We start from the raw sequence: 26,828 nt of genomic DNA, 5'->3' as shown, positions 1-26,828 counted from the left end.
TGCTGCTATTACTATGACTATTACTATTATTCCTGCTATTAATGCTGTTGATACCACCGGCTTAGTCACGGTTATTGTGCTTACTGTTGTTGTGGTGCTTGTTAATGTGCTTGTTGATGTGACTGTTGATGTGACCGTGGTAGTGGCTGTTGTTACGGCTGTAGTAGTCGTAGTGGTAGTAGTGGTTGTAGTGGTCGTTGTAGTGCTTGTGGTTGTTGAAGTCGTAGTAGACGTAGTGGTGGTTGATGTTACCGGAGTGTATGGTATGTGGAAGTATTTGGCTACGCATTGTTGTATTGAGGTATCTGGTGTTGGTAAGCCTATGTATAATGCTATTGGTTTCAGCCTTGGGTTGGTCCATAGGCTACCGTTAGCTATTGCTTGAGCTAACGGTGGTACTTCACCTGGTGGTGCGTATGCGCCTAATAGGACGTAGTACATTGGTCCAAATGTCCACCAGTAGTCTGCTGTGCCAACTATTGCGTAGTTTGTTGTGGTTGGTAGGCAGTCATAAGTCCAGTTAACGTCGGCAACAGACTTAGCGTACATTAATGGCGTAATCTTATCGTAGAGTGGTATTGCTGGCACGAAGTAGTAGTACCAGGCGAATATCGTCTCTATTGCTAAATCATAGAGTGGAGTATTAGGCTCAGCAACCTTATCAAAGAACACTTGCCAATTAGTCAAGTTAATGTATCCGAATGTTGAGTTAACGCACCATACTACTGTACTGTTTGGTAGTTTGAGTGATGCTGGCGCAGTAACCGGTGTGCATGTACCATTAGGCCACTGGAAAGGCCAAGTATCACTACCAGAAACATACGCGGAAATAGCATTACCAGAGCGCCACCAAGGCCACTGCAGGAAACTCCAAGCACTGGAGTAAGACATTGTCCCGCCAAGCGCACTTGTTGCTGCCTGATACATACCATTCGGTATGGTAGTACCCCAGAATACTCCAACATCCTGCCCTATTAGCTTAGCATTTATACCGAATGCATCCAATTGCGTTACTGCGTCAGCAGCCATTGTCATCCAGTCTGTGAATCCACTTGGTGCCAAAACCTCCAATGTTAATTGTGTTCCGTTTGGTGTGTACCAGTAGCCATTAACCTTCTTGAAGCCTATGCTTTGTAGCATTTGAGCTGCCTTGTTTTGGTCGTAGGAGCATGGTATGATGAACTGCCTAATGCTTGGTGGATAAGTATCGATGGTTTCTGGGATCACAGGCTCGGGGTAGTAGGCTGGTTTACTAATGGCTAAACCCCATGATGCACCAACCTCAGTCCTATTAATAACATAACATAAAGCCTCCCTAACCTGAGGAATATTATATGGGTAATAATGAGGATTAATGTAAATACCCATTACCATCCAAGCCGGTGCAAAGTATATGCCTACTCCACGGCTTGCAAGTATCATGGTCTGTTGCCATGAGAAGCCTGCTGAGCCCCAGGTAGCCTTAAGGGCATACCAATACTCGTAAGCTACAGAATTAGGTCCCCATATTGCCTCATACGTTGGATCATAGTAATACCAGTCCGCTAATGGAAATACTCTGAACCATTCATTCAGTAGGTTGCTTGGTTCAAGGGTTAGTGTCATGTAATTGTTACTGAAGTAAGTTAGGTACCATGGGTAAATACCCCAATAAGGCACAACAATCTTAGTTATATTGGTTGAAAAGTTCATTGCTTGAGTCCAGTTCATAGACTTAAGTTCATTAATGACCGGCTCCCAAACGAAGTATGGGGCATTAATGCATTGTGTTAAAACCCAGACTGGTATTAACGGTGACCAATCATTAACGAGGATTTGAAGAGTGTAGTTATTCAGCACCCTTAAATCCTCATCAACAAGCGACTGGTTAATGAAAGGAGTCCACCAGGAGAAGGACTTAATACCAATGTAGTACTCAGCATAAAGGTCCCATGCTGTGAATGGCATCGTTGCTGATCCATTATACCAGTATAAGCCAGGCCTAAGGTAAATAGTGAACAATGCAGAACCATTAGGGAGAAGCTGAATAGTCCAATTCCTAGCTAAGACAGGCAGGTACTGGCCAGTTAAGTAACTGTAGAAGGCTAAGGGCAAGTAGGTGCCAAAGCTAGCTATACCACATGTAGCTAACCCAATTGGGTTCCAGGGATTATAAATAGGAGTACCAGGAGCAATCTCAAAGGTGGCGCCAGCAACGGGGAAAATAATCTGAGGCTTCTGTTGAGCGTAGGTCACATGTACGCTATACATTATTAAGAGTGTAGCCATTATACTTAGTGCTATACCTACCGTTTTTAATGAGGTATTCGTCATAAATATTGGTTATGTTTTAGTTTTTTAAGTTTTCCTCTATATAGGATATGTATTATGTTATTTATTTACCATCATAGTTTAATAAGTCTAATAGAGATATGTCAGTTATTAATTGTAATTAAGCAAATAGTAGTATCTCATTCTTAGATACCTAATCAATCGGCTTCCCTATGGTTTGAGATTATTAGATGATATGAATGAAACTGTTTACTGATTACCAGGAGTTAGAAGGATATTGCCTTAACGTTCATTATTAATAATGCTTTTTTGAAGGTCTTTGAGTAAAATTAAAAATAATTATTTTATGTTTCATAAATGTTAGTAATTCAATGGCTAAAATATAGGTACTATGGTACTGTAATTAATAATAAATTTGATAAAAGTAGGTGCATTACTCTTGAGTTTTTATCGTAAGTTAATGCTTAGTATTGGTGCCTACTCAGTAAGGGGTTCAAGCATTGTTACGACCGCGTCATCAGCATTAACTTCAGTCTCTATTCCGATTGGTACTGGGTATGTGTTTAATCCATGTTCATCACCACCATGGCAGCATGGATAACCTATGAATGATGGTGCCTTTGTAGTATCCCTAGTGTCCTCGGTAATAACCTCCTCAATACTTGGACTTGGGCCTCCGCGTCCTGACTCTGGGAATTCACCGTAAATAATCGCGTTTATAATTGAAAGAACCTTACTCAACCTCAGTACAGTTAAGTAATTATCAACCCTATACGCCTCCTCATTAACATCCTCCAGAAACAATACCCCACCACTTGGGTCAGGCCTATACGGTGTACCCTGCAGTAACGTGAAGAGGGTTAAGTTACCGCCAATAATCCTTCCTCTTGCCTTACCATGATTTATTACTTTCGTGAATGGGCCATCATCAGGTTGCCTTAATTCTATAGTCTCACCCATGAGTATCCTCACGGTTAATTCTAAATCCCTCCTAAACCTCGCCAAGCCAACTTCATCACTTGCCCTAGGGGTTATTGAGAGCATTGGACCCTGTAATGAAGGTAAGCCAGTTACTGAGTAAACGGCGTTTTGAATCGTAGTTACGTCACTGAAGCCTACTATGACTTTAGGGTTCTCCTTAATTAAGTCATAGTCAATTAAATTAAGTAACCTCAGGGAACCAGCACCACCAAGGGCGCACCAAACGGCGTCAATATCACTCCTTCTGAAGCCATCAAGCAAATCCCTAGCACGTAAATCATCGGGCCCTGATAAATGCCAGTGAACCCATGATTCCTTCACTGATTTACCAAGTACAATATTGAATCCCATCTTCCTAAGCAATTGAATACCTAACTTCAAACCTACATTAGAGTGCTTAGGGAAACTAGCAGGCGCAATAAGCATTATTGTTGAGCCAACCTTAAGTCTCCGGGGCCTAGTGGAATGCCTCATGAGTGTCTAATTCTCAGTGACTTAATAATACTAATTTCTAAAGTATCGCAATAGCGTTAAATCGCGATTAAGATTAAATGACTGCTTAAACCATCTTCCCATTCAATTATTAGATCAAATGATTGGCGCCGGGGCCGGGATTTGAACCCGGGCCCCCTTGCGGGGACGGGATCTCGAGTCCCGCGCCTTGGACCAGGCTCGGCCACCCCGGCAAGTTCATTATGAGTGATTCCCCATTTTTAAGCTTTTATACTCCTTTAGTGGTATAATTATTTACTTAAGTTAAATCAGAAAGTACTATAGGGCTTTAATTAGGTTAAAATTAGGCGGAGACTGATTTCACTATTGTCCTATGTTAAACATGCCGCTGAACTCTAGTTCAACACCGATTCCCTCCTTTACTGCTTTATCGTATATTAGCTTTGCTGTGACAATATCTTCGATTGATATGCCAAGGGACTTGAAGATTGTTATAGACCGTGAACTTACCCTGCCTTTAACTCTCCCTGCAACAATACTTGATAGGTTAACTACCCTGCTCCATATTGCTTCACCAGCCATTATTAAGTCCCCTGCCTCATCCCTAGCCTGCTCTAGGTCATCAACTGCAATTAACTCAGCCCTATTAACAGCGTCAGGGGTTAATTCAGCCCTATTCCTCCAATTGCTTCCAATCGCATTCACGTGAACACCCTCCATTAGGTACTCACCCTTTATGAATGGTTCCCTAGAGTTTGTCGCAGTCACTAAAACATCAACCTTACACACCTCCTCATAATCATCAACAACCACGGCATCCACGCCACTGGACCTAATGTAGGATGCGAAGGCCTCAGCATTAACCCTGCTCCTACTAATCACCTTAACCCTCCTTAACGCGCCAGTGGAGTTGAATGCCTCAAACTGAGCCCTAGCCTGCTTACCTGAGCCAACTATGCCTAATTCACTCATTGAGTTAGCCATGTACCTACTCGCCACAACGGACGCTGCACCAGTCCTCACTTGACCAAGCCTATCGGCCTCAATAATCGCGAGTAATTCACCGGTGCTCACACTGAATAATAGGACAATGAACCTAGTCCCCTGCCTAGTGCTCATGTATGCCTTTAAACCAGCAACATTATAGCCGCCTAAGACGCCACTTTGAAGAACATGAAGCACAGCGTTAGGTAATACAACCCTACGCCTAGGTATGTTAATTGCCTCACCGGTTCCAAGTAGCCTAAACCCATCCTCAACAGCCTTAATTACTTCACCGTAAGTAAGCAGCCTATTCACCTCACTCTCCCTAATGTAAAGTGTCACTAATCATCACCATTTAGGCTAAGGCTCCTTCACGTTGAGGCGTATTTAAGTTTAATTCCAATTAATGGCTTCGGTTCACTGCAAGGATTTAAAACGCAGTGAGACTGAAGTGAATTAATGGGGGATGTTGCCGGTAAGGGGTTTAGGGAGGTTAAGCCTGTTGATGTTGTGTTAAGGGAGGTGTTGATGTTCATTAAGCATACGCCCAATGTAACTGAGGTTGATTTAATTGATGCGGTGGGCAAGTATCTGGCTGAGGACGTGTACTCAAATGTTAACGTGCCACCGTTCAATAGATCCGCTGTTGATGGGTATGCGGTGAGGAGTATTGACACTTTCGGTGCTTCTCCAACTAACCCATCAATACTGAGGGTTAAGGGTTACCTACCTGTTGGGGAGGAGCCTGGGAAGTACCCTGTGAATCAAGGTGAGGCCGTGGAAATAGCCACGGGTGCGCCTCTTCCCCCTGGTGCTGACGCGGTGGTTATGTATGAGAATACGGGTAGGAGGGGGGATTACGTTGAGGTTTATAGGCCTGTGGCACCCATGGATAACGTATCTAGGATGGGTGAGGATGTTGCTAAGGGTGAGTTAATATTCAGGAAGGGTACTTTAATTAAGCCTTGGGACTTGGGCGTATTAGCCTCAATGGGTGTTGTTAAGGTTAAGGTTTATGAACCCAAGGTCATGCTGATAGTCACCGGTAATGAGCTAGTTGAGGTTGAGGATACCTTAAAGGGTGGCTTACCGCCAGGTAGGGTGATTAATAGTACTAGGTTCGTGTTGACTGCAATGCTTAGGGGCATTGGGTGCACTGTTGATTACCTTAAGTTACCTGATGATGAGCAGGCGATAAGGGATCACGTTTCTAAGGCGCTCATTAACCATGACGCAGTGGTGACGACGGGCGGTGCCTCGGTGGGTAGGATTGATTACACAATAAGGGCTGTGGCTGATTTAAAGCCGGAGTACCTGAACCATGGGTTAGCCATTAGGCCAGGTAAACCAAATAGTGTTGCAGTAAAGGACGGTAAACCAGTATTCATGCTGAGCGGCTTCCCAGTGGCATCATTAACGGGCTTCGAGGTCCTCGTTAAGCCTATCCTACTCCACATGATGAATGCCGTTGATGAACCTAGGCCTAGAATTAGGGGTATTTTAACCAGGAGGGTTGCAACACCCATAAACACTAGGTCTTTCGTTAGGGTGAGGGCCTACTTGGGTAAGGATGGTAAAGTTTACGTTGAGCCACTTGCATTAACGGGTAGTGGCGTGTTGACTACGTTAGTTAAGGGTAATGGGATCCTCACGGTTCCTGAAAATAGGGAGGGTTACGATGAGGGTGATGAGGTTGAGGTTGAGTTAATACGGCCACTCTTCACTGAGCAGTGAAGAGCTTATGCAGTATGTCCTTAACCTCACCCAGTACCTTAACTAGGGAATTATAATTCAATGATCCTTGGTCAACCTCACTATAAAGCATAATCCTCTCTTCACCATAATCCTTAGTTAAGGCTAGTAGGATGCCTCGGGAACCATTAATACCCTCACTGATGCATAGATTATACTCCTCAGGGGGTAGGTACATGTCCACTGTAGCCCTTGTGAATGAACCAGTGCAGTTAACCTTACCCCTGAAGACTGGGGTTACGTCCGTCACTATCATTACCTTCCCAGTGGAGAATAAGTACGCGTTTATGGTTCTTGGGTTACCTCCAATGTTGATTATTAAGGACGCGAAGGCCTTAGTTGACTTACCTTGAGTCCTATACGCGTACACATCCATTATACCCCACTTACCCTTATAGTCCCTGTATATTGCTAGGAAGGCCTCAATGAACTTCTCAGTAATCCCCACACTGGCTCTTCACCTTAACCTTAATTTAACTTTCGTCACCCTCACTTAGCAGCCTTCACCAACACTAATTAAGGTTTATAAAATACCCAGCCAGTGGGGCATGTGGTATCGGTTAAGGTTCTCCAGTACAGTGATGATTACTTGAAATTAGTGATGGAGGGTGTTAAGCCAAGTCTAGTTAACTCACTTAGGAGAATACTAATCACTGATGTGCCTGTGCTAGCCATTGATAGGGTGATTGTGCTTGATAACACTACCGTAATGTATGATGAGGTTCTCGCGCATAGGTTATCCATGATCCCGCTTAAGACAAACCTAGAGAAGTTACCTAAGATTGAGGAATGTGAGGATGAATTAGTTGACCCAAGCCTATGCCAGGTTAGGTACCAGTTAAGCGTTAAAGCTAATGACCAGTTAGTGTCGGTTTACGCTAAGGACTTAATCCCAGATGACCCAGACTTTGCCCCCGTCTACCCGGACACGTTAATAGTTAAGATGGGTAAGGGCCAGGTGTTGACCATTGAGGCTTACGCCAAGTTAGGTAGAGCCAGGGATCATGCTAAGTGGCAGGCATGCCTAGCATCATACTACTACTACCCCAAGGTTCAGTTACTTAACCCAAAGGATGAGAGGTGCGCATCATGCCTTGAATCATGCAGGGGCATCGCTAAGAACAATAATGAATTCGTGATCACGGACCCACTGCAGTGTACTTTCGATAACTGGAAGACGTGCGAGGAGGCTTGCAGTGGCTCACTGGTGGTGGATTGGGATGAGGATAAGTACGTCTTTTGGATTGAGAACTACGGTAACATGAGTATGGTGAACCTGCTTAAGGAGGCCTTCAGGGTGTGGAAGTGGCGCTTCACCACATTCCTTGACGTTATCCGTAATGAGGCTAAGAGGCAAGCCTCAAGGCCAAGTGAAGCTGAGGGTCAGGGAAATGCAGGTAATCAGGACACTGGTTTAAGTCAAACTCAGGGTTGAAGATACTTCCTGGGGTCCGTTAACTTACCTTCAAGCGCCGTGGCTGCTGCAGTGGCTGCATTAGCTAGGTAAACCTTACCTTCAGGTGACCCCATCCTACCCTTAAAATTCCTACTACCGGTGGACACAGCCGTTTCCCCTGGCCCAATTACACCAAAGTGCCCTCCTAAGCATGGCCCACATGTACCATACGTAACCACGCAACCCGCCTTAGTTAACGTCTCCACGTAACCAGCGTTAAGGGCCTTCATGAATAAGTCCCTTGATGCTGGGATAGCCACGCACCTCGCCTTAACCCTCCCATTCTTAAGTATCTTGGCGGCAACCTCAAGGTCACTTAACCTACCGTTAGTGCATGAACCTATGAAGACGTAGTCAACCTCAGTACCCTCCACTTCACTAACTGCCTTAACATTATCTACACTGTGCGGTGCAGCCACAAGCGGCTCAAGTTTATTTAACTCAATAGTGTACTCGTCAATATACCTAGCATTGGGGTCCGGGTTAATTGGCTTAACGTTAACACCCCTGCTCTTGCTTAGGTAGTTGATGGTTTCCTCATCTGGGATGAATATTGCTGCATCAGCGCCAAACTCAACACCCATGTTTGATACTGTTGCCCTATAGTCCATTGGGAATGCCTTAGGTTTCTCAACCTGGAATTCAACCGACTTACCGTTTAAGCCCTCGGCCTTAAACACTGAAAGCACGTGGAGGGCTACGTCCTTACCGTAAACACCAAGTGATGGTTCATTAATGAGCCTTATTAGGAATGGTTCAGGCACCATTAACCACGTCTTACCGGTTATGAGTATTGCAGCCATGTCACTAGCCCCCATTCCCTGGGCAAAAGCCCCCACTGCACCGACAGTGGTTGTGTGGCTGTCGGCAGCCATGACTACTTGACCAGGTAGTGCGTACTTCTCTAGGAGTAGTTGATGTAGGATGCCGTCCCCAACATCATGGAAGTTCCTCACGTTAATGGACTTGGCGAACTTCCTTAAATTAACCTGAATCTCAGCGGCCCTCTCATTAGGTGGTGGTGCCAGGTGATCAAAGGCCATTACGAACTTATCCAGGTCCCAAACCTTAACAACACCAATATTCTCCATAACCTCCACCACATGGTGCCCGGTTAGGTCATGGAATGCCGCTAAGTCAACTGATATTTCAGTTACATCACCTGGAGACACTTGCTTTCCCGCCGCTCTACTCAGTATCTTTTCTGTTAATGTGAGGCCCACTATTAATCACTACTACGGTGTTTAATAATGGGTTTATTAATTTTACCAAGAACCCTACTTAACTTAGTGTTAATATTTGTAAAAATAACATTAAGCATTCCATATTTTATTAATGCATATAATATAGTATTACCTACCACTCCTCATTAGTTTCCTCAATTCCTCACCAACAATCTCTATCTTATGGTTCTTAATCTCATTAAGCATCCTACTGAGGTTCTTCATGCCCCCCTCATACTCATTCAGCCACTCCCTGGCGAATTCCCCGTTCCTAACCCTCTCAGCAGCCTTCCTCATCCTCTCCTTAACGGCATTATCAAGAACATAGGGGCCTACCGTTAACCCCCCGTACCTTGCTGTTTCACTAACACCGTTAAGCATCCCATATATGCCCCTCTCCCATATTAGGTCCATTATTAACTTAGCCTCATTAAGGACCTCGAAGTAGGCTACCTCAGGTTGATAACCAAGTTCAATCATGGTTTCAAACCCCTTCTTAATCAACTCCATTAAGCCACCCACCAGCACTGTCTGCTCACCGATTAGGTCTGTTTCAGTCTCCTCAGCGAAGGTGGTTTCAATTACACCAACCCTGGTGAAGCCGTTTGCCTTAGCAACCGCCAACGCCCTTTTAAGCGCCTTACCGGTGTAGTCCTGGTGAACTGCAACAAGTGCAGGCACTCCCCATCCCCTCAGGTACTCATCCCTAACAGCCTTACCTGGTGCCTTTGGGGCTACCAGTGTTACGTCAACGTTACTGGGGGGTTTAATTAGGTTGTAGCGTATGTTGAAGCCGTGGGCAAATATGACTAGTGCACCGGGTTTTAGATTAGGCCCTATTTCACTGGCCCAAACCCTTGGTTGAACCATGTCTGGGAGTAGTACAGCAATGACGTCAGCCATTCTGGTTGCCTCAGCAACATCATGAGCTTCAAACCCCTCCTGTTGAGCTAGGTCACGGCTCTTACCTGGCCTCACACCTACGATTACCCTTAACCCGCTGTCCCTCATGTTAAGTGCCCATGACCTCCCCTGTATACCGTAGCCTAACACGGCCACTACTTTACCTTTCAATTCAGATAGGTCCACGTCTCCCTCCCTATATATCTTAGCCATTCCTCTCACCTACCTGTAGAGACTGTACTTTAGGTATACTTATACTTGTTGAGTAGCTTACGTTAACTACATCGTATAGTTTATTCAATTTATTACAAACCCAGTTAACCTCATCTTCAATACCCTCAACGTACACTTCAACGTTAACGTGATTCTGATTGAAGTAAGTTAACATTGACTTAACGTTCACCTTACCCCTCCTGATTACGTTAAGTGCCCTAACCACCGGGTCTACGCTTCCATCATTATTAAGCAACGTTATGCTTATCTTATAGTTATTCATGCCCACCACCATACCTTAAGTCAACCTTAAACCCATCAGGTAGGGTTACTTCAGTAAGCCACTTACCCGGCTGAACCCACGGTAGCACTAAGTCCCTCTCCCTATCTATTGTTACATCAACCACCAGTGGTTCATTACTCCTAATAGCCCTAGCTACACTACTCCTTAACTCATCGTAATTACTTGGCCTAACCCCATCTATCCCATACGCCTCAGCTATCTTAATGAAGTCTGGGTTAGCCTGGAAGTCGACGCCAATTATTCTCCTACTGTAGAGTAGCATTTGCCAATGCCTAACAAGCATGAGTGTTGAATTATCGAATATAACCACAATTATGGGTAAATTATACTCCCTAACTAGGGCTAGGTTCTGCATGGTCATTTGGAATGAGCCATCACCGTCAATGTCAATAACAGGTACATTAGGCTTAGCAACCTTGGCTCCAAGGGCTGCTGGTAAACCAAACCCCATAGTCCCTAGGCCAGCGCTGGTTATGAATGTTCCAGGCACGTAAACATCCCAGTGGAGCTCACTCCACATTTGATGACTACCGACGCTTGTGGCCGTTATGGCGTGTGGTGGCGTAACCTCCCTAATCACCTTAAGTACCTTCCATGGTGCGAAACCAGGCATGTTATCCTGCTCCCTAAACTTCTCGTAAGACTCCTTAATCGACCTAAGCCAATTAACGAAGGCCTCATTCTTAACGGCTGCCTTCGGGATCAACTCCAGCATCATCCTTAAGGCAACCTTAGCGTCACCTATTATGCCGACGCTTGGCTTAACGTTCTTCCCTATCTCACTCTTATCAATATCAATATGAATAATCCTCCTACCCCTCTGGAACTCCTTGAAGTCACCCACAGTCCTATCACTGAACCTTGTCCCAATAGCCAATACTAGGTCGGAGTTAATTAATGCAGCATCAGCCTCAACCCTACCATGCATTCCAGCTGGACCCATGAATAATGGGTGATTATTCGGTACACAGTTCTTACCAGGTAGGGTAGTCACTATAGGCATCCAGAGTGTTTCAGCAATGGCCAGCACCTCCTCAGTGGCATTACTCCAACACACCCCGCCACCAACCAGCATCACTGGTCTTTCAGCATCCATCAGTAGTTTAACGGCATAGGCCACTAGGCCTATGTCTGGTTCTGGAACACCCTTGTAGTTAACGTTAATGCTCCCTGAGCATTCACCCTTAACCTCAGATAATTGAACATCCCTCGGTAAATCCACTAGGACAGGGCCAGGTCTACCGTCAGTGGCTATCCTGTAGGCGGCCTTAAAGGCTGGTACGAGGTCGTCGGGTTTCTTAACCATGAAAGTGTGTTTAACTATCGGCATTGATAAACCGATAATGTCAGTTTCCTGGAATGCATCCCTACCAAACACTGAGGTTGGTACTTGGCCGGTTAAGGCTACTAGGGGTGATGAATCCATCATTGCGTTGGCTAAGCCGGTAGCTAGGTTAGTTGCCCCTGGGCCTGAGGTTACCATTACAATCCCAGGCCTCCTAGTAATCCTACCGTAGGCGTCAGCCGCATGAATGGCTCCCTGCTCATGCCTAAAGAGGAATATTTTAGTGTCCTTACCGTAGAATGCATCGAACAGCGGCATTATTTGGCCACCCGGTATCCCGAACACTTCCTTAATGTTCATTTTAACGACTTCATCAGCTAATGCATCAACAGCCCTAACCACCGTAACCACCCATCATTAGTTCACTTGGGTTTGACTTAGTTTGGTTGTTTTCTCTATTTAACTCACGTATTTCATGTCGGGCCTTCCAAGGCCCCTCCCTATCGTACGTAAAGAATAAAACACCTCATTAAACTACTGTGTCTAGGTTCCCCTATTTAAGCATTACCCCTAAACTATCTATCTGCTTCATTCTAATTACTAGCCCTTCACTTAGCAAAAGGAGACTCTATTGATACTAACCCCTAGTATTTATCAGTTGGCTAAGGCTTAAAACTTATATACTCAATACTGAAGGGGGTGTTAGGGTGGTCTAGATTGCTCAAGAAATGATTCAATCCCCCGTTAAGGAAACGGGGGTTAGGTACGTGAGGTTCCTAGACACCACCCTAAGGGATGGTGAACAAACACCAGGGGTTGCGTTAAGACCTGAGGAGAAGTTAATAATAGCAATGAAGCTTGAGGACCTCGGTGTTGATTCAATAGAGGCGGGTTACCCATCTGTAAGTGAAGGTGAGTTTAAGTCTGTTAAAATGATTAGTAAGGAGGTAACTGAGTCTGAGGTTATTGCGTTATCAAGGTCTAATAAGGCTGATATTGATAAGGCGATTGACGCTGATGTGAGGGCGGTTCACTTATTCATAGCAACATCAGACATACATATGAGGTATAAGTTAAGGATGAGTAGGAGCCAGGTCATTGAGACGGCCGTTAATGCGGTGGAGTATGCGAAGAGCCATGGTTTAACCGTTGAGTTCAGTGCGGAGGATGCTACGAGAAGTGACTTAGACTTCCTAATCAACGTGTTTCAAAGTGTTGTTGATGCTGGGGCTGATAGGCTTGATATAGCTGACACGGTCGGCGTCATGTGGCCTAGTAGGATTATGAGCCTGGTTAGGTTAATTAAGAGTAGGGTGAGGGGTAATTACCTACTCAGTGTCCACTGCCATGACGACTTCGGTATGGCTGTTGCCAATAGTGTGGCCGCAATAGAAGCTGGGGCTGATCAAGCCCATGGTACAGTAAACGGTGTTGGTGAAAGGGCTGGTAATGCGGCATTGGAGGAAATTGCCTCAGCTGTTAAATTCCTACTGGGCTATAATACTGGGATTAGGTTCAATAAGATTAAGGAGGTTTCAGACACAGTGTCAAGGTTCTTCAAGATACCTGTACCACCTAATAAGGCAATAGTTGGCGTCAACGCCTTCTCCCATGAATCCGGCATACACGTGCACGGTATCTTAAATAATCCACTCACGTACGAGCCCATTGACCCCACCATGGTTGGTATGAACCGTAGAATAGTCCTAGGTAAACATAGTGGTAGGCACTCAGTGGAGTACGCGTTGAAGATGATGGGTATTGAGCCCAGTAATGAACTAGTCACGAGGATACTCCGCCGCATAAAGGAGTTGGGTGACTCGGGGAGTAGCTTAACGTGGGAGGACTTTAAAAGGATAGTACTAATGGAGACTAACGGTGAATCAGCGTGAAGGTTGCCGTGATAAGGGGGGATGGAATAGGCCCTGAGGTTGTTAACTCAGCCCTAAGAGTCCTTAAGGCTGCTGCGGCTAAGTATGGGTTAACCATTGAGCTTCATGATGTTGAAGCCGGCGACTCAGCCTTAAGCAAGTATGGTGAAGCGTTACCAAGCAGGTACTGGAGCCTAATTGAGTCCTCCGACGCCATATTGAAGGGGCCTGTTGGGGAGAGCGCAGGGGATGTTGTGGTTAAATTAAGGAGGGGGCTTGACCTCTACGCAAACATTAGGCCGGCTAAAGTATACCCGGGTGTTAAGGCGCTTAGGGATGGGGTTGACTTAGTGATAGTTAGGGAGAACACTGAGGATGTTTACGTTAGGGCTGAGCACATGTTAACCGGCGACGTAGCAGTTGCCTTAAGGGTAATTTCAAGGAGGGCTAGTGAAAGGATCGCTAAGGTGGCCTTCGAGATGGCTAAGGCTAGGAGGGGTAAGGTGACCATTGTCCATAAGGCTAATGTACTAAGCGTGACAGACGGACTATTCAGGACCGTAGCCAAGGAGGTTGCATTAAAGTACCCTGGCGTTACGGTTAATGAAATGTACATAGACTCCGCAGTAATGGATATGGTTAGGAGACCGCAGGACTTCGACGTAGTCTTAACCACTAACCTTTACGGTGATATACTGAGTGATATAGCTGCCTACGTGACGGGCAGTATTGGTTTAGCACCATCAGCGAACATGGGTGACTCTAAGGCCATGTTTGAGCCTGTTCACGGTGCAGCCTTCGACATAGCTGGGAAGGGGGTAGCTAACCCAACGGCAACAATACTGTGCATATCCTGGATGCTTAAATGGTGGGGTGGTAAAACGGGTAGTGGGAATTACGTAACTGCAGGTGAGGCAATTGAGCGTAGTGTCTTGAGTACCTTAAGCAGTGGTAAGTTAACCCCAGACCTAGGTGGTGGTTTAACCACCAATGCATTCACTGAGGAGATTGTAGCACACCTATAATCTAATCCATTAAGATGAATAATAGGGTTATGTTCATTATCTAACATTATTACTGTAGTTGCTGAATAATATATAATGTTATATTTTATTCATTATATTACTAATATTATGGTTATATTGCCTTAGAATTATTCAATATCTTAAATAGTGTAACTTTATTAGATTAATATCATAAATATTATAGAAGTATCAAGGGAATAATGTTGACACTACTGAGTAAATTACTTACTTAACTTATTATTACTGAATATAGTTTCAACCCTGGAGGAATTAATATCTAACAAAATATTTATTCTAGAGTTAGAAATCATATGTATGGAGGAGCTTATTAGGGTTGCTGAGGAGAAAGGTATTAGCGTTGAGGATTTGATTATTGAGGCGGTCTCTAGGCTGGATCCTCAGGAGGCTGTGAAGCTTAGGCTTGAGGCTGCTAAAAGATACTTGGCTGAGGCTGAGGATTATTTGGCTAAGGGTGATGTTGCTCAAGCCTCTGAGAAAGCGTATAAGGCTGCTGAGGAGGTTATTAAGGCATTAGCGGAGAAGTATAATCTAATGGAACATCAACAAGCTGTGAGGGAAGGCAGGTGGTTCGCTCACATGCTCTTCACGGTCTCAACCACATTATCCAGTACCTTAGGTCCTTGGGTTAAGGAGGGCTGGGACTCAGCCTATGGCCTACATGTCTGGGGATTCCATGAAGGTAAACTAAGCATTGAGGTAGTTAAGGCAAGGCTCAATGACATTAAGAAACTTATTGAGGAAGCTTCTAAGGTACTTTAAGATATTACAATGTACTTAATTTCGTGTTGGTACTCTTGCGGGTTTAGTGGTTTACTGGCTCACTTAGGTGTAGTCCTTATTGATTAATGCTGGCTTAGATTCATTGCTTCAGTATTCATTCAAGAAAGAAGACCACCCTAAAAGATGGGGTTTAGGTGTGGTTGCTTCCCTAATTAATGTTAATGTAATTGCAATAGTATCGACAAACTGGAGAGCAGGCTTCGCCTCTTCTGGGATTAGGGGTAGGTTTTTTAATTTGAATGTTTTTAAGGTATTGTGGGATAAAAAGCGCCTCCATGGGGATGCTTGTGAGGATTCTACGTATTCCCTGTCCCTGGGATCTGGGCGTTGGAGGTGATTCTTGCTGACGGCTCCTCGTCGTGGATGGTGGGGTTTCTGCGTCTACTGGGGCTTACCGTCACTTCTCCGGAGCCCCTCACTGAGGCGGCATCACTTGTTCAGTCCCCGCCGTCAGCCTCCGGGGAGGCTAGGGCTCATGGCCTATCATTAGATAAAAGGAGCAAGATGGCTAAAACCCACCGGTAATAAGAATGAAGGCAATAAACCACCTGAAGAAAAGCCCAACCCTAAAGGACAAGGAGGAGGTCAGTTCCGCCTTCACTCAGTTCTCTCTAAACCTACTACCGTTACTATTAATGCTTCCTACGTTTTCATTACTCAATTAAGTAATGATTCATGGGTATTTGAGTATGAAGAAACGTAGCTTAAGTGATCTTGGTTTATTCAAGAATTAGTTTAAGGATAATTACCATTTACCTCAAGAATATCATTTCATGAAACTCCAGGGGAATTATAGTGATTACTAGGTATAATAATGGTTCTTCCCATAAAGTTACCAACGTAAATTAATGCTATGCCTTAATGGTATTGGTTTCATGGTAGGGTATGGGTTAGGAACTATATTAATCATCAGTAGCTATTTAGGTTAAATTTAAAATGAGTAAATTAACTGGGTTAACTATGCCTCAATTGGCCGTGGAAGGTAGGGTAATTAAGGTTGGGGATAACATTGACACTGATGTAATAATCCCAGCCAAGTACCTGGTTTACACTGATCCATCAATACTGGGTAAGCATGCCATGGAGCCCCTTGACCCAAACTTCTACGAGAAGGCTAAGAATGGTGTAATACTTGTTGGTGGGAGGGCCTTTGGAATGGGTTCAAGTAGGGAGCAGGCTGCGATAGCGCTTAAGGCGGCTGGGGTTAAGGCTGTGTTGGCGGAGTACTTCGCTAGGATATTCTACAGGAACGCAATAAATAATGGCCTCCCAGTCTTAACTGTGCCGGGCATAAGTAAGATGGTTAATGATGGTGATAATGTACGCGTCATTGTTGATGCCGGTGAAATTATTATAAATGGTTCAAGGGTTGTTAAGGCTAAGCCAATAACTGGGGTAGCCCTTGAAATACTGCTTAAGGGTGGACTACTGAATTACCTAAAGGGTAAGTGAACTCCTAAGTATCCTCATTCTAACTTCCACATTAATGCTGATTCACGCGAATTATTTTTAACGCAAAAACGCTTAATCCAAGTTAATGTGCAGGATGCTGGTAATGATAGGGCATGTGGTTGACTTCATTAACCAGTATGGGGATGTGGTTAATGGTTTAATTAAGGCGGCTTCAAACGACCCATACGGTAGTAGGCTGTATGGTGAAGCCAAGCACAGTGATGGCTGGGGTAAAGTAACACTGTTAGGTAGGTTGGGGGGTGAGCCATCGTTGACAGTGCATAGGAGTGTTAACCCAATATACTTAGACTCATTACCCAACTCCCCATTAAGTAGCCTAGTGAATGGTGATGGGGTATTCATTGAGATGATGCATGCAAGGGCAGCCAGCACAGGTACTCCAATCAACCTCTTCTCCACCCACCCAGTTCATGCAGTGACTGGTACTGGGGATGAGGTTTACATGATTCACAATGGTTCATTTAGGAAGGAGGAGCTCATTAAGGTACTTGGCTTAGGTGGGTGGGTTGAGGCTAAGTATAATGATACCTTCGTGGCTAATTTAGCGTTAGCCAGGAGGGTGTCGAGTAGTATTACTATTGATGATTTAAGGTGGTTACTGGGCTTCATGAGGACTGGCGCTAACCTAGGCATAATGCTTGTTAAACAGGATATGGTTCAAGTAATAGTTGGTGGTTACCATGCTAGGCTTAATGATGGTAAGGATAAGGAGCGTGATGACTACTATAGGCTTTACTGGTGTAGGGTTGGTGAATCAAGCCTCTACGCATCATCAACAATAGTGGATTACTATAAGCCACGCACCTTAACCAACTGTGAGCCGCTTAATAATGGGGAATACCACTCATACAATGTTAATCCACGTACAGGTGAGGTGAAGCTCAACGATAGGTGGTTAATCAGTTAATTAACTTTAAACTAACCTGTTAGGTTAATTACTTTAAAATCAGGTTAATGCTGGATACATTAATGAGGGCTAGGGCCTTAATCCTAAGGGAGTTCAGCGGGAGGCTTAGGCTTGAGTCCATTGATGTTAAGGAGCCTGGTAATGATGAATCAGTGCTAGTTAGGGTTATTGGGGCTGGAATGTGTAAGACCGATGTTAGGCTATGGAGGGGTGTTGAGCCTAGGGAGGGCTTCAAACTACCCTTCGTCCTAGGTCATGAGAATGCAGGCGTGGTGGAGGAGGTTGGGGGTAAGGTTAAGGGACTTAAGCCTGGGGATAAGGTGCTTGTGTACGCCATTTGGGCTGACCCAGGCTGCAGGTACTGTAGGGTGGGTAAGTGCATGCAGTGTAGGGATCAAAGCATACCAGGTCAGTCAAACTACTACGGTGGGTACGCGGAGTACCTCTATGTACCGGATTACAGGTATTTAGTGAAAATAGACATTGATCCTGTTGAGGCGGCACCCTTGGCTGATGCCGGCTTAACATCCTACTCAGCCGTTAAGAAAACCATACCATACCTGTACCCAGGCTCACTGGCGATAGTTTATGGGATGGGTGGCTTAGCCTCATATGCTGTACAGTACCTTAGAAAGATGACCCCCTACGTCACTATTATTGCAGTATCAAGAAGCGACGAGAAGCTTAAGTGGGCTGAGGAATTAGGTGCCCACTACGCCGTTCACCCAAGCGACTTAGGCAGTATTGTTAAGAGCGCCAGTGCAGACGGTGCATCAGTCCTCCTGGACTTCGTTGGCAATGAGGAGTCAGCAAGGGCAATACCACTTCTTGAACCGGGTGGTGTAGTGGTGTTGGTAGGTATGGAGGGTAAGTCCTACCCCATACCTGTCTTCGACTCCGTGGCTTGGCAGTACACTGTTATTGGGAGTAATTACGGTAGCATTAATGAAATGGAGGAGATGGTTAGGTTCATTAAGGATAATGGAGTTAAGTCGTATGTGGAGAAGATACCGCTTAGCGAGGATGATGTTAATGATGCCTTAGTTAAATTAAGTGAGGGTAAGGTGCTTGGAAGGTTCGTTATAACGCCATGGGGTGATTAAAGTGATTAGGAGGTTTTGGTTAGCTAAGGTTGGGGATCATGGTGAGGTTCCAGGGCCTGAAGTGTATTGGATGAGGGATTTCGATAAGTGGGTTAGGTTAAGCTTCTACACCATGATAATTGACACTGATGATGGATACGTCCTAGTGGGCACTGGCTTAGTTAGGGATCTAACACTAAGGAATAAGTTCCTAAGGGAGTGGGCGGGTAGCGATAGGTGCAGGTTCACTGTTAAGGATGATGAGAGAATTGAGAACGTGTTAAGGAGACTTAAGTTAACGCCAGATGACGTAGCCCACGTGGTAATAACCCCAGTGCAGGACTATACTGTAGGTGGCTTAGACTTATTTAAGAAGGCTAAAATATACTTCTCAAGGAGGGGTTGGTTTGAGGATGTTGTTAACCCGAAGCCGTCCCCGTTCCTGAACAGGGACGTTTACCTACCTAAGTACGTTAGGGATTACTTGTTTGAGGAGGCTTGGGGTAGGATAGTACTGCTTAATGATGAGGATGAGGTTGTTAATGGCGTTAACGTCAAATGGACTGGATGCCACCACAGGAGTTCAATGGCAGTGATGGTTAACACTAAGGATTATGTAGTAAGCCTAACGGACTCAGCCTTCACCCTTAGGAACATTAGGGAGAACATACCCATAGGTATAGCTGAGGATATTTACGAGTGCCTAAACGCCTACGAGTACCTGAGGGCCAGAAGCAGGGTAATCATACCTGCGTATGACCCAGACAACGTAGTTAACTTCAAGGAATGGTTCATTTAAGGATCATTAACTTTGGATTTTTATCTGTAACCTATTTTAACGTGATTAAACCTTAATCAAACAGTAATGAAGATAGAGCTACTGGTATCGGAAAATGAGGTAACGGTAGTGACTGATGACGGGAAGGCAATGTTTAAGAGTGTTGACGATGCCTTAGCCTACATTAGAAGCATTGTTAATAGTAGTGAGTGCATGCGCAACTCATGGTATGTCAGGGTACCGTTAATGAGAATACTCGATATACTGGCTTACGCCTCAGACAAGGGCCTTAGGGGTGTTAAGGAGGTCTTAGTGAGTTACCTCAGGTCTAATGGCTTAAGTGAATCCAACATTAGGGTTATTGAACCCACCCTACAGGCCTTGGGCCTAGTTAACAATGGGGAGTTAACCGAGGATGCGGTTAGGATTGGGGAATTATTCAGGAAGGGCCTCCTCACAGAATGCGCTAGGTTAATGATGAAGATGGCCTACGGTAACTGCGTGTTAAGGAACCTACTGATTAATTATAAGCCAGGTAATCCAGAGTCATTGAAGGCCATTGGGTTGAAGAGGAGGGATGAGTTAAACTACACCATGCAGTTGCTTGACTTCATGATAAGCGGCGGCTTAATTAACTGCATTCAGTCTGTTAATGAGTTTCTACACAGTAAGTGCAGTAAACCAATATGTAAGTGCTGCGGTAATTACCTAACATACTACATACTCAGTAGGCTGCTGTCGGTTAAATTATTCGATTACCTAGACTTACCTAGACTTGGGTATTCACCAGTAATCAGTAGTGAAGGCATATTCCTAATGCACCCGAATGGTAGTGAGAAGGTTCCCGTAGTGAGTAGGATCATTGAGTTTAATCAAGCGAACTACACGCCTGGCTTAAGGGAGCTTGTGGATTCAATTGAGCAGGAGTTGAAGAGGAGTAATGTGAATAGGGCCGTGTTGATAATACCGTTCACGGTGAATTACGGTGACTGCAGTATAGGTAAGGTTTACGTCTCAACGTATCTAAAGGGAATATTCACCTACGCCAAGATATATGACCCCCATGAGTTAACCGGGGAATTAACCATTAATTGATAAGTTCAGTATTTGTCAAGGGAGGCAGCCATAATGTAGGCGTCCTCACCGTCATGGTAATAACCCTTAATAACGTCCACGGTTACGTAACCCAACTTCTCGTATAGGCTAATGGCCGGTTTATTGGAAACCCTAACTTCAAGGTAAACTTCACTAGCCTTGTAGAAGTGCTTCATGGCTCTCATTGACCTAACCATTAAGTTGTACCCAATCCCAATCCTCCTGTACTGGGGCAACACGCCAATGGATACAATATGCCCCTTCCTTACAATACTACCCCTCCTTAAGTTGGACCAACCAAACTCAACCCTACTCATTACGTAACCAGCCGTCTCACCGTTAACCTTAGCCACAATGAAGGCCTTGGGGAATGATAAGTGATGCTCAACGAAGAAGTATGATGGATAATTCTCAGGTAAGACAGCCCTATTAATCCTAACCACATCCTCCAAGTCACTCATGTCGAATTCCTTAATAATAAACCTAACACCACCCTTACCAGTAATCTCCTCAGCACCCTCAAGCTTCTCAGTGACCACACCCATGAAGCATTAGCTAAAGTAGACTATTATATAAATATTTGTCCTATAGTCAACTACTCTATCCCTGAGGAGGTGAGATTCCCACCTCACTGTATCGCATTGGCTCTAGGCATACCCCCTACCCTACGTCTTTATGTAGAGGCCTGGTCCTTAACTTAGCTTAACTATGGGTAGATCATCATACACCATATGCATAATACTGCCATTAGTGTTAAAGCATAGTAAACTCTAAAGCGAACATAAAACTTCAATCAACACTAAGATTAAGCAGATTGTTGAGTTGGCTCCAGCATTATAAGTGTGTTGAGAGATTATTAAACATAGTATAACCAGTTACTGGGAGCAATACTTTTAAATTCATATTCATATACCTAACAATATGTCTACTAGTGTGTCGGAAACAAGTAAGAGTGAGGTAAGTAGGCATCATGCAGAAGCCATGGCTAAGCTAGTAGTATACATAGTGCTATATGTTGCTGTGATGGCTGCAGTGCAATGGTTAATAACATGGGCTCTTCCAAAGCTTCACGTATACATTAAGCCTTACGAGGTTTACATAAATGTACTACTTACCTTAGCCTTCGGCTACCTAATAGTGTCCGCCTTTGCCGACGTTATATACTGGTCCATGAGGTTTAGGTACGACCATTCCACTGCCAGAGCCATTAGAAACGTATTCCTACTGATAGGTATTGGCGCATTAATTGCGGGAATTGCTGGCGCCATTGGCGGTGGTGTCGCAGGTGTAGCTATTGGTGGTTTCCTAGGAATTGTCATTGGTTTCTCGGTTCAGCAAGTTTTGGGGCAGGCCGTGGCTGGTTTATTTCTGCTGTTGGCGAGGCCATTTAGGATAAATGACCATGTGAACCTGCTTGGTGAGGATGGTATTGTGAATGATGTTGCCGTATTGTTCACAGAGGTCATTAAGAATGATGGTTCTAAGGTCCTAATTCCAAACAACTCAATAATAGGTAACAAAATATACATATTGCCTAAAAATCAGCCGCAGCAGAAGTAAGCCACTAATATGGTGTTATTGTTTTAATGTGAGAGAAAGCTTAAAAAACTTGTATTAATGCAATGCTTCAGTCAGCCGGCCCGTAGCTCAGCGGCAGAGCACCCGGCTGTAGTCAGCCCCACGGGGGACAATTTCACCTTAAATCCCCGTGGCCGGAAACCGGGGGGTCCCGGGTTCAAATCCCGGCGGGCCGACCAGCAGTATCCTTATTAAACTGGGTTAAGTAATGTTCAAGTGAAGACGATAATCCAAAGGTCACCCATTGTTAGTAGGCTTACTGGATCATGCGGATACCCTGTATCTGATCCTGTGGCTGTGGTTCAGGGAATGTCCATGACTGCTCAGGATTCATTAACGGTACTGGACACCTACGGCTTCATTAGGCACCTCGGTGAGTTAACAGTAGCCTCAGTGAGGGGCTCCATGGTTATTGCTGTTATTGACCTATGGGACATTAGGCCCCTTTGCAGGTTAATTAACTTACCTTGCCTTGAGCCTTGGGATGAGGATAGTTTAAGCACTGCATTAAATGAGGCTCTTCACTATAGTTCAGTTGTGGAGAAGCCATACGTCATTAGGCTTAACCCCCTCCTCTCAAGGTCACTTTGCCCCAGGCTTAATGAGGTTAAGGTATTGGGTAATAGGCCTGTTTTCAATAGGAATTGGGGTGTGGGGAATAGGTGGAGGTTACCTGAACAGTGGAGTATTAGTGATGAGTGGGTTAAGTTAACATTAAGCAGGGCTAGGGAACATGTGAGGGGTGGTGACGTATTGGTTGAGGGTTACTTACCCGCTGACTCATCGGTATCAAGGAGCCTCTACGTTAATCCACTACCAATTAATGAACTCTCAGGGGTTAAGGTTGTTGAGGAGTCTAGGCCATTCATGGTTAATTTAATTAAGGGAGTTAACCCAAACGTTGAGTTCAAGGATTCTAAGGCTAAGTTCGATTCAATAGTGAAGGATGCTTGGAGGATAATTGATAACGGCCCCATTGACCCAGCGGCATTAATAAGATTCTGCCTACTTAAATTAGGAAGGGAGGGTAGGCTTGGTAATGTACCAATAGTAGTCTCCTCACCCTACCTAATTAGGCTTAGTGATACAGTAATGCGGCCTGACTATAACCCTAACCCCACTTACTTCATGCCTAGGAACATTAATGACGTTGCTGATGTAACCCACATTAACCCCCTAGCCGTTGCTAAGGGTATTGGGGACTACTCATATGGTAGTAGAGTAACTGTTGCAACATCATGCGACGCCTACGATAATGTAGATGATGGTACTCTCATAATTATTGATGACCAATGCCCACCGCCCGCTAATGTGAGTATTATTGAGGTTAATAGTGGTATGGAGCTCGATAAGGCATGCCAATTAATAACCAGTATCCTAAACAATGGTGGTGTAGCCTGGATTAGGCTTAGTGGGTTTAGGAGTGGGTTAAAGGCTGTAGTTAACCGGAACCTATGTGACCTATGTGGAGACTGCATTGCACTTAAGTGCAGCGCCATAATTACTGATGAACAAGGTTACCCAAGGATTAAGGCTGATGAATGCATTGGGTGTGGAATATGCGTAAGCTCATGCAGTAGGGGTGCAATTACCCTTCTTAAACCAGAGTCCTAGATCAAGTTCAAGCCGTGGTCACTAGGTTTTATTAACTGGGGTCCTCTCCAGTAACTGGGGACCTCCCCTGCTATTTGACCCTAAACCTAAAGAAGACCCTAAGGATCTTTTCGATAGGGAAGAGGAGATTAGTAAACTGAGGACTGGGATTAAGTACCCACTTACCCTTCTCCTTGGGATTAGGAGGAGTGGTAAATCCTCGTTAATTAAGGTCTTAATGAAGGAGGAAGATGCATTGTGGATTTACTTAGATTTAAGGAAATACGAGGGTAAGCTTTACTTAAATTACAGGGATCTTACTCAAGAATTAGAGAAGGCGTTAAACACCATTCCAGATAAGCTACGTAAATTACTCAACGGTGTTAAGGGTGTTAATGTAATGGGGCTTGAGGTTAAGTTAAAGTGGGGTAGGGGTAAGGTTGAGGTATCGGACTTACTTGAGAGGCTTTCGGAAATAGGTGAAAGGGAGGGGAAGAGGGCCATTATTGTGCTTGATGAGTCCCAGGAATTAAGGAAGCTGAAGGGTTATAATTTACTGTACCCCTTGGCCTACGCCTATGATAACCTTAAGGTTAGTTTAGTGTTTACAGGAAGTGAAGTAGGCATGGTTTATAGGTTCCTTAAGCTTAATGATGCGGGTTCACCATTATTCGGCAGGGCATTCGTAAACGTCACTGTACCCCCATTCCCTAGGGATAAGGCTATTGAATTCCTAAGGAGGGGGTTCGAGGAGGTGGGCGTTAGGGTTAAGGATGATGAACTTGAGGATGCCTACAGTAATCTCGGTGGCATACCAGGTTGGTTAACTTACTATGGCTTCAATTACCTTCAGGAAAGGGATCATAGGAAGGCGTTAGATAAGACAATATCCCTAGGCGTATCACTTATAATGGAGGAGTTTAGGAACTTCCTAAGCATACGGAGGGGGGCAGAGAGTAGGTACTATGCAATAATGAGGGTGTGCGTTAAGGGTTGTAGGTGGAGTGATGTTAAGAGGGCTATTGAGGCTAAGGAGGGTGTTGAGATTGATGATAAGAGGTTAAGTGAGCTTCTTCAAAACCTTACCGATGCTTCATTCCTCATTAAGGAAAATGATGAGTATAAGCCAGCGGACATAATGATAAGCAAGGCGTTTGAATCACCCATAAATATGGGTTCTTATTAAGTTAAGGCTTAGTGATTCATCGTGAATTCTTTAAACCCTAGTGTCCCTCACCTTAATTCCACGGCGCTTGAGGTACTTCTCCAATTCACCATGTATCAGCACTGCATCATCAACCAATGCATTCCTTAATTCACCAGCATCTAAGTCAACTATTGGTGGGAATATGTAAATTAAACCTTCACGGCTAAGTTTATACATCTTCATGAATTCCTTACTTAATTCATCAATGGTCCCTTCCTTAAGATCATTAAGTAATTCCCCATACCAGTTAAGTAACCTGCTTACCTTACCCATTATGCTTATGGGTAGCATACCCATTGTGATGAAGATGCCCTCCCCAGGATGTTTAGGCCATTGGGGCATTGGTACGACTTTAGAGTATTCATTAGCCTTAAAGCCCCCGCTCCTAGTTATGGTGATTATCTTGGCTTTAACCTCTCTTGCTATTAATTCACCTACGGTTATCATTCCAATGTAAATATCCTCAAGGTTTCTCCCTGGTAAATCTAGGATTTGGCTAATAGGGTATACTGCGGTTTCAATAACAACTAGCTTGGGCCAATCGTAAAGGTTAAGTGATGTACATAACTTATTCACGAAGTCTCTTGAATCATTATAGCTTACATCACCCTTAGCTAGTTTGGCGTAATCAACGTTAGTTAAGCCAATCAGCATTGGCAGAGCCACCATTAGCGCTGCCTTACCCACAGATTTAGTGACTTAATTGTGGTGTAAAAATCTTAACAGTACTTGAAGGTAGTGTTAAACTGAAACTAATACCTAGGCTCTATAGCTATGGCATGGGGGAACATTGATGAATTTATGTTACTTCAATTTGAACATTGCAGGAGTATTCGTTACCATCCTCATCCTTAGGTCTCCAAACCACCTCATACTTACCTCTCCTAATCTGAGTCCCCTCGTTAGTTACTTGAAACCAAGTGACCATTATTGAGGAGGATGGTGAAATTAACACTTGAGGAGGCTCCATGGTGAACACTACTCTTGATGATGAGTCAAGTACATGCCATGAACCTATGTAAAGCGCCCTATCGCTAACATTAGTTAACATAATGTAAACCGCTTCCCCCAACCTAAACTTACTTCTATCAACCTGAACAATGCACTTACCCATTCTAACCTAGTGATGCGTCTACTTATTTAAATATGCTTAACACTACTTTTAATTAACCCTTAAGTGGGCATTAAGGCTGGTGAACCGTGAATTCGTAATGTTATTAATGCGTGCAAAAGTATATATTGGGTGAAGGGGCTGCGGGTGCCTTATGATTAGGGGTAGTGTGATTACGGTTTTATCATCAAATGAAGCTGAGGCAATTAAACTAGCTGAGTTAATGGGAAAGAGGAGTGAGGAACGCATTTACTATAGGAAGAGGGATAACTTAGTTAGGTCAGTTTTAGTACCACCAGTGAGTAGGATTATTGAAGAGGCTGTTGCATTATCAGTCTCCTCGGCCTTCTACCTTAAGGTACCCGGTGAGTTAACTTGGATTGATGGTGAATTAGCCCTACTGGCCGAGGCCTCTGGACTAAAGGGAGTGGTAATGCCTGATGATGTTGAAGGCTTCAGGAGGGTTTTCAGTGGATTAAGGA

General features: G+C 44.4%; 25 protein-coding genes, 2 tRNA genes and 1 pseudogene. 16 read left to right on the top strand and 12 right to left on the bottom strand.

Annotation, left to right across the window (positions count from 1 at the left end):
• The 4 genes from Q0C29_RS06005 to Q0C29_RS05990 all read right to left on the bottom strand — a co-directional run.
• Nucleotides 1-2,313, bottom strand: a 2,313-nt coding sequence (locus Q0C29_RS06005; protein ID WP_291999752.1) for an ABC transporter substrate-binding protein, incomplete at its 3' end; no start/stop codon positions are given.
• 435 nt (nt 2,314-2,748) lie between these two features.
• Nucleotides 2,749-3,726: an LD-carboxypeptidase gene (locus Q0C29_RS06000; protein WP_291999751.1), complete on the bottom strand. Its 978-nt coding sequence runs from the start codon at nt 3,724-3,726 to the stop codon at nt 2,749-2,751.
• Nucleotides 3,727-3,849: 123 nt separating this feature from the next.
• Nucleotides 3,850-3,938: transfer RNA gene (locus Q0C29_RS05995), tRNA-Ser, on the bottom strand.
• A 130-nt stretch (nt 3,939-4,068) separates the two neighbouring features.
• Nucleotides 4,069-5,031 (bottom strand): ornithine cyclodeaminase family protein, encoded by a 963-nt coding sequence (locus tag Q0C29_RS05990; protein WP_291999750.1) that lies wholly within the window; start codon nt 5,029-5,031, stop codon nt 4,069-4,071.
• Between the two features lie 117 nt (nt 5,032-5,148).
• On the opposite strand from Q0C29_RS05990, the gene glp reads away from it, so the two are divergent.
• Complete coding sequence (gene glp, locus Q0C29_RS05985; RefSeq protein WP_291999749.1) at nt 5,149-6,423, top strand: gephyrin-like molybdotransferase Glp; 1,275 nt, start codon at nt 5,149-5,151, stop codon at nt 6,421-6,423.
• Here the strand turns inward: glp and Q0C29_RS05980 are convergent.
• Nucleotides 6,410-6,889 (bottom strand): hypothetical protein, encoded by a 480-nt coding sequence (locus tag Q0C29_RS05980; RefSeq protein ID WP_291999748.1) that lies wholly within the window; start codon nt 6,887-6,889, stop codon nt 6,410-6,412. The genes glp and Q0C29_RS05980 overlap by 14 nt on opposite strands.
• Nucleotides 6,890-6,982: 93 nt before the next feature.
• Here Q0C29_RS05980 and Q0C29_RS05975 point away from each other — a divergent pair, with 93 nt between their 5' ends.
• Complete coding sequence (locus Q0C29_RS05975; protein WP_291999747.1) at nt 6,983-7,876, top strand: DNA-directed RNA polymerase subunit D; 894 nt, start codon at nt 6,983-6,985, stop codon at nt 7,874-7,876.
• Here the strand turns inward: Q0C29_RS05975 and Q0C29_RS05970 are convergent.
• The 4 genes from Q0C29_RS05970 to ilvB all read right to left on the bottom strand — a co-directional run bounded on the left by Q0C29_RS05970 (nt 7,867) and on the right by ilvB (nt 12,236).
• Nucleotides 7,867-9,120: a 3-isopropylmalate dehydratase large subunit gene (locus Q0C29_RS05970; protein WP_291999746.1), complete on the bottom strand. Its 1,254-nt coding sequence runs from the start codon at nt 9,118-9,120 to the stop codon at nt 7,867-7,869. The two genes, Q0C29_RS05975 and Q0C29_RS05970, sit on opposite strands and share 10 nt — an antisense overlap.
• Nucleotides 9,121-9,249: 129 nt before the next feature.
• Complete coding sequence (gene ilvC, locus Q0C29_RS05965; protein WP_291999745.1) at nt 9,250-10,236, bottom strand: ketol-acid reductoisomerase; 987 nt, start codon at nt 10,234-10,236, stop codon at nt 9,250-9,252.
• Entirely contained in the window at nt 10,229-10,519 is a 291-nt protein-coding gene (locus Q0C29_RS05960; protein WP_291999744.1) for an ACT domain-containing protein, read from the bottom strand. Before Q0C29_RS05960 ends, ilvC begins: the two co-directional genes overlap by 8 nt.
• Complete coding sequence (ilvB, locus tag Q0C29_RS05955; RefSeq protein ID WP_291999743.1) at nt 10,512-12,236, bottom strand: biosynthetic-type acetolactate synthase large subunit; 1,725 nt, start codon at nt 12,234-12,236, stop codon at nt 10,512-10,514. Before ilvB ends, Q0C29_RS05960 begins: the two co-directional genes overlap by 8 nt.
• Before the next feature lie 317 nt (nt 12,237-12,553).
• Here ilvB and Q0C29_RS05950 point away from each other — a divergent pair, with 317 nt between their 5' ends.
• From Q0C29_RS05950 to Q0C29_RS05910, 9 genes are all read left to right on the top strand, one after another.
• A complete protein-coding gene (locus tag Q0C29_RS05950; RefSeq protein WP_291999742.1) occupies nt 12,554-13,717 on the top strand; it encodes a 2-isopropylmalate synthase in 1,164 nt (387 codons plus the stop codon).
• A complete protein-coding gene (locus tag Q0C29_RS05945; RefSeq protein WP_291999741.1) occupies nt 13,714-14,721 on the top strand; it encodes an isocitrate/isopropylmalate dehydrogenase family protein in 1,008 nt (335 codons plus the stop codon). Before Q0C29_RS05950 ends, Q0C29_RS05945 begins: the two co-directional genes overlap by 4 nt.
• A gap of 315 nt (nt 14,722-15,036) precedes the next feature.
• Nucleotides 15,037-15,501 (top strand): PaREP1 family protein, encoded by a 465-nt coding sequence (locus tag Q0C29_RS05940; protein ID WP_291999740.1) that lies wholly within the window; start codon nt 15,037-15,039, stop codon nt 15,499-15,501.
• 79 nt (nt 15,502-15,580) lie between these two features.
• Nucleotides 15,581-15,859 carry a hypothetical protein gene (locus tag Q0C29_RS05935; RefSeq protein ID WP_291999739.1) on the top strand — a complete coding sequence of 93 codons (279 nt, stop codon included), beginning with the start codon at nt 15,581-15,583 and terminating at the stop codon, nt 15,857-15,859.
• A 632-nt stretch (nt 15,860-16,491) separates the two neighbouring features.
• Entirely contained in the window at nt 16,492-16,974 is a 483-nt protein-coding gene (locus Q0C29_RS05930) for a 3-isopropylmalate dehydratase small subunit (RefSeq protein WP_291999754.1), read from the top strand.
• 85 nt (nt 16,975-17,059) lie between these two features.
• Complete coding sequence (locus Q0C29_RS05925; RefSeq protein ID WP_291999738.1) at nt 17,060-17,902, top strand: hypothetical protein; 843 nt, start codon at nt 17,060-17,062, stop codon at nt 17,900-17,902.
• 62 nt (nt 17,903-17,964) lie between these two features.
• Complete coding sequence (locus Q0C29_RS05920; protein ID WP_291999737.1) at nt 17,965-19,005, top strand: NAD(P)-dependent alcohol dehydrogenase; 1,041 nt, start codon at nt 17,965-17,967, stop codon at nt 19,003-19,005.
• A gap of 1 nt (nt 19,006) precedes the next feature.
• A complete protein-coding gene (locus tag Q0C29_RS05915; RefSeq protein WP_291999736.1) occupies nt 19,007-19,783 on the top strand; it encodes a Zn-dependent hydrolase in 777 nt (258 codons plus the stop codon).
• Nucleotides 19,784-19,849: 66 nt separating this feature from the next.
• Entirely contained in the window at nt 19,850-20,857 is a 1,008-nt protein-coding gene (locus tag Q0C29_RS05910) for a hypothetical protein (protein WP_291999735.1), read from the top strand.
• Nucleotides 20,858-20,862: 5 nt separating this feature from the next.
• On the opposite strand, the gene rimI is transcribed toward Q0C29_RS05910, so the two are convergent.
• Nucleotides 20,863-21,402 (bottom strand): ribosomal protein S18-alanine N-acetyltransferase, encoded by a 540-nt coding sequence (gene rimI / locus Q0C29_RS05905; RefSeq protein ID WP_291999734.1) that lies wholly within the window; start codon nt 21,400-21,402, stop codon nt 20,863-20,865.
• Nucleotides 21,403-21,778: 376 nt separating this feature from the next.
• Between rimI and Q0C29_RS05900 the strand changes: the two genes are divergently transcribed.
• The 4 genes from Q0C29_RS05900 to Q0C29_RS05885 all read left to right on the top strand — a co-directional run bounded on the left by Q0C29_RS05900 (nt 21,779) and on the right by Q0C29_RS05885 (nt 25,214).
• Nucleotides 21,779-22,417 (top strand): mechanosensitive ion channel domain-containing protein, encoded by a 639-nt coding sequence (locus Q0C29_RS05900; RefSeq protein ID WP_291999733.1) that lies wholly within the window; start codon nt 21,779-21,781, stop codon nt 22,415-22,417.
• A 76-nt stretch (nt 22,418-22,493) separates the two neighbouring features.
• A tRNA-Tyr gene (locus tag Q0C29_RS05895) sits at nt 22,494-22,614 on the top strand.
• Between the two features lie 37 nt (nt 22,615-22,651).
• Nucleotides 22,652-24,049, top strand: a complete 1,398-nt coding sequence (locus Q0C29_RS05890; RefSeq protein ID WP_291999732.1) for a 4Fe-4S binding protein — start codon at nt 22,652-22,654, stop codon at nt 24,047-24,049.
• A gap of 67 nt (nt 24,050-24,116) precedes the next feature.
• On the top strand, nt 24,117-25,214 hold the full coding sequence (locus tag Q0C29_RS05885) for an ATP-binding protein (protein ID WP_291999753.1): 1,098 nt from the start codon (nt 24,117-24,119) through the stop codon (nt 25,212-25,214).
• A gap of 30 nt (nt 25,215-25,244) precedes the next feature.
• Here Q0C29_RS05885 and Q0C29_RS05880 read toward each other — a convergent pair whose 3' ends face one another.
• Nucleotides 25,245-25,922, bottom strand: coding sequence for a hypothetical protein (locus Q0C29_RS05880; protein WP_291999731.1), 678 nt, complete (start codon nt 25,920-25,922; stop codon nt 25,245-25,247).
• 112 nt (nt 25,923-26,034) lie between these two features.
• Entirely contained in the window at nt 26,035-26,349 is a 315-nt protein-coding gene (locus tag Q0C29_RS05875; RefSeq protein WP_291999730.1) for a hypothetical protein, read from the bottom strand.
• Between the two features lie 151 nt (nt 26,350-26,500).
• Between Q0C29_RS05875 and Q0C29_RS05870 the strand changes: the two are divergent.
• A pseudogene (locus Q0C29_RS05870) lies at nt 26,501-26,828 on the top strand (translation elongation factor); the annotation flags it as partial.

The sequence above is a fragment of the Caldivirga sp. genome (genome assembly GCF_023256255.1).
In the GTDB taxonomy this organism is placed as follows: Archaea; Thermoproteota; Thermoprotei; order Thermoproteales; family Thermocladiaceae; genus Caldivirga.
Note: the sequence above shows the minus strand (reverse complement) of the source record. Positions and strands in the feature narration are given on the sequence as shown.

What these genes read in the sequence shown, in the direction of transcription:
- Q0C29_RS06000 (WP_291999751.1), bottom strand. Translation starts at nt 3,726, where the DNA reads ATGAGGCATTCCACTAGGCCCCGGAGACTTAAGGTTGGCTCAACAATA.
- glp (WP_291999749.1), top strand. Translation starts at nt 5,149, where the DNA reads ATGGGGGATGTTGCCGGTAAGGGGTTTAGGGAGGTTAAGCCTGTTGAT.
- ilvC (WP_291999745.1), bottom strand. Translation starts at nt 10,236, where the DNA reads ATGGCTAAGATATATAGGGAGGGAGACGTGGACCTATCTGAATTGAAA.
- Q0C29_RS05960 (WP_291999744.1), bottom strand. Translation starts at nt 10,519, where the DNA reads ATGAATAACTATAAGATAAGCATAACGTTGCTTAATAATGATGGAAGC.
- Q0C29_RS05950 (WP_291999742.1), top strand. Translation starts at nt 12,554, where the DNA reads ATGATTCAATCCCCCGTTAAGGAAACGGGGGTTAGGTACGTGAGGTTC.
- Q0C29_RS05940 (WP_291999740.1), top strand. Translation starts at nt 15,037, where the DNA reads ATGGAGGAGCTTATTAGGGTTGCTGAGGAGAAAGGTATTAGCGTTGAG.
- Q0C29_RS05925 (WP_291999738.1), top strand. Translation starts at nt 17,060, where the DNA reads ATGTGCAGGATGCTGGTAATGATAGGGCATGTGGTTGACTTCATTAAC.
- Q0C29_RS05920 (WP_291999737.1), top strand. Translation starts at nt 17,965, where the DNA reads ATGAGGGCTAGGGCCTTAATCCTAAGGGAGTTCAGCGGGAGGCTTAGG.
- Q0C29_RS05910 (WP_291999735.1), top strand. Translation starts at nt 19,850, where the DNA reads ATGAAGATAGAGCTACTGGTATCGGAAAATGAGGTAACGGTAGTGACT.
- rimI (WP_291999734.1), bottom strand. Translation starts at nt 21,402, where the DNA reads ATGGGTGTGGTCACTGAGAAGCTTGAGGGTGCTGAGGAGATTACTGGT.
- Q0C29_RS05900 (WP_291999733.1), top strand. Translation starts at nt 21,779, where the DNA reads ATGTCTACTAGTGTGTCGGAAACAAGTAAGAGTGAGGTAAGTAGGCAT.
- Q0C29_RS05875 (WP_291999730.1), bottom strand. Translation starts at nt 26,349, where the DNA reads ATGGGTAAGTGCATTGTTCAGGTTGATAGAAGTAAGTTTAGGTTGGGG.